Genomic DNA, 3,203 nt, shown 5'->3' on the forward strand with positions numbered 1-3,203 from the left:
CTTTATAAAAAAAATCCACTTTTCTTTATTGTCTAAAAAAAAGATAATTGAAATAAGCCAGCCAAAATAAGCCAAATATGCCAGCAATCCGCCCATTCTTGGCTGAAAACCAAAAAAACTATTTTGCGCGTCAACTCCAAAAATCGCGCTTATTGCCATTACGATGACAAAACTCAAAATTATAAAAACAAGATTATTTCTTTTAATAGACGCATTAAACTTATCCTTAAATAAAATAATCAATAGCAAGGTTAATAAAACCGCTGTTAAACAATAAAAAATGAGATTCGGAATAAAAACAAAAGGCCACAAAGTATGCGGAACTACGATAAAAGGAAAAAAGGCTAAAATATAGATAATTCCTCGACCTATTTTTTCAAGTTTATAGATATTCATAATAATATATTTATTATACCAAACTACCATATTATAAGGAAAAAAACAAGATATTAGCCTCGTCTGTTCCCTCCTTCTCCGAAGGAGGGAACAGACGAGGATTTATAAATTATTAAATCCCTCCCTACCTCCCTTCTCCGAAGGGAGGAGTCGAATAAATGCTGGATTCCAGCTTTCGCTGGAATGACAAAAAGTGATTAACTGGAATGACAAAAAAGTGGTTAAAATAACAAACAGATTAACATTTCAAAGAGCCCCCTTTCGGGGGCTCTTTGTTTGCATTTTGCGCTATAAATAACGCTTATGCAAGAGAGTGGCTATCTATTAGTAGACTAATGTCTTGCCGGATAGTGGCAATGTGTCTACAACATAGTAGTCATATGAACGGTCACCGCTATTGTCATTCCACATCAGGTCATTAGCCGCAACACCCACACTCAAGGTATCGTTTGCGCTAAAGCCGGATTGTGACGTGTTAATTGTAACGACAATCGTCCTGCTAGAACCGGCAGCAAGTTCAAGATCTGTAAATGCTGCGTCGGTCTGAACATTGGTGCTATAGAATTGTGTTGCATTTGCCCATGAACCATTGAAATCAGTTGTTATCAATGCGTTTGAGCCGGAAATAGAATCCTTATACACCTTCAAGTTGACTGTGCCTGATACAGGGAAGGATGCACCGACCGAAGATACCTCAAGGTTCATCTTATATAGATGTACTGAGTAACTGCCTGCATTTGCGCTATTTGTAGCAACAAACTTAGCAACTGTTTGTTCGGTTGACGGTGCGGAGCTTCCGCTTGGAGAATCAGACGCATGAGCGAGCGTTAATTTCGCTCTGACCAAGTCCATATAACTGCCATATACGCTATCATCAGCAGTTGTCTGTGTTCCGCCAAGGAAATCCAAGGCTGCCCCAGACATCGAGATTCCGCTTCCTGCGCCTACTGCAACAACGCCGTTATCTACAGCTTTTGTAGATGGTTTTGTTTCTGTTGGAACAAATAATCTATGTGTTGAACTTGGGACGCCACCATCAGAGAAGCTTGATAAATCACCTTTGACTTCCAAAACAACGTTTTGGTTCTTTGGGATATTCAAGGTAAATCCGCTGAAAGTTGCGATTGCGCTTTGTGAGTTATTGGTGCTATCAAAAGCTGAAACTGAAGTAAGTAATTCACTGCCGTTATAGAGCTTCAAGTTCTTGATTGAACCTGTCGCAGAACGCGCGCTTGTAAAGTGCGGTCCGCTAATAACTCCAAATCCTGTTGACATATCTTGCGCGACAGTAAACTCAGTTACCGTGATGTCTTCTACAGCGTCTGCGCTAAGTTTAAATTTAGCTAAAGACGCGCCTGTTGAACCGAGTACCAATTGTTGCGCAACCGGTGTATCGGCTGATTCATCAACGGTCAAGTTACCATGCAATGCCAAGTAAACACTTTGTAATGCTATATCTGTTGTATCTGTTCCTGCTGTACCAAAGTTTGCGCTTGAACCAGTACCAACACCTGTAGCAAGTACTTGATCAGCCTCTAGCATAGCAACAGCACTTCCAGAGTTAGTTACACTTGATTTTACATCAGCATAAACGTCATATACCTGTTGTTCACCCTTGCCGATTCTAATAGCATTTGCAGGTGTAAAGGTATAAGTGCTGTCAGAAGTGTTTAAGCTAGAAATTGCTGAACCAACCATATTTCCATTACTGTCTTTTAAGACCATGTTTTGGAAATTATTGCCCATAAAATAGGTAGCATCATCACGAAGGATGATTTGGCTAATGTCAGCATCTTCTGCTGCTCCGCCGACAACGATAAATGATGCAACTTTTACGTCTTGCGCGTTAGTTACACCTGTTGGCTGTGCTGAGCTTCTGTCGGTGTATGAAGTGTTCTTAAAGACACTCAATGTCGCACCCTTGACAGTCAAGTTATGACCACTTGTCGCAGATACACTCGAATCAAGATTCGTTAAAGAATCTTTTCCTTCTGCAGTACCAGAAACGATTGAAACAACGACGGTATCGTCAACTGCTACTGAACTATCGGTTAAATCACCAATAATTTCAATAGAGTGAGTTGTGCCAACTCCCAAGATAACAGAGTTACCAAAAGAGAAAGCTGTTGAGTCTGTTCCATTATCACACTTAATTGTAGAATCTGTGCTCCCAACTTGGACTCCATCAAATTTAACTAAAAAGTTATCAATGTATAGAGCTCCGTCATTAGAATTACATTTCATTGTTAATGTTTTAACCTTTACTTGTTCTCCACTAGCCTTGAAATTATATTTTGCTAATACAAGATTAGAACCATTGTAAACAATGTTTGTATTTGGAGAATCCGATGCTAAACCAACAGTTAAAGAACCTGTGTTGATTGTAGTTGTTGTTTCTGTTCCACCAACTTTTTGTGTTACAACACCAAAAGCATCATCATCAGTAGCGTCGTAATCATCAACAAATGCCCATGTTCCATATTCCATGTCTTTTGCTCTTACATCATATTGTTTTTGAATGGTCCATTTATATGTGCGGTCTGTTCCGCCAACAATATCACCATTTAAAGTGAATTGTCTTGTTTGTCCTGATTGAATTTTATATCCACCATCAGCCATTGTTGTTAAATCAAAAACAATTTCTTTTGCGGTCGGCTGTGAAACAGTTCCATTAAGTTGTGTGGCACCATCAAAAAGCTTTACATTCTGGATATCGGCGTCATTTGATGAACCAAGATTTGTAAATTTAACATAAGTTAAAAGCATATCTTGGCCATCAGCCATAAAGCTTACTCTCCACATTTCTT

Annotated in this window: 2 protein-coding genes; both read right to left on the bottom strand. The window is 39.2% G+C overall.

From position 1 onward, the window contains the following. Window positions 1-426, bottom strand: a 426-nt coding sequence (locus COU51_01455) for a hypothetical protein (GenBank protein ID PIR66897.1), incomplete at its 3' end; no start/stop codon positions are given. Between the two features lie 294 nt (window positions 427-720). After that, window positions 721-3,198: a hypothetical protein gene (locus COU51_01460; GenBank protein PIR66898.1), complete on the bottom strand. Its 2,478-nt coding sequence runs from the start codon at window positions 3,196-3,198 to the stop codon at window positions 721-723. Window positions 3,199-3,203: the final 5 nt, after the last annotated feature.

Source organism: Parcubacteria group bacterium CG10_big_fil_rev_8_21_14_0_10_36_14 (assembly GCA_002772895.1).
Taxonomy (GTDB): domain Bacteria; phylum Patescibacteriota; class Patescibacteriia.

Coding starts and splice junctions, on each gene's coding strand:
- COU51_01460 (PIR66898.1), bottom strand. CDS start 3,198: ATGTGGAGAGTAAGCTTTATGGCTGATGGCCAAGATATGCTTTTAACT.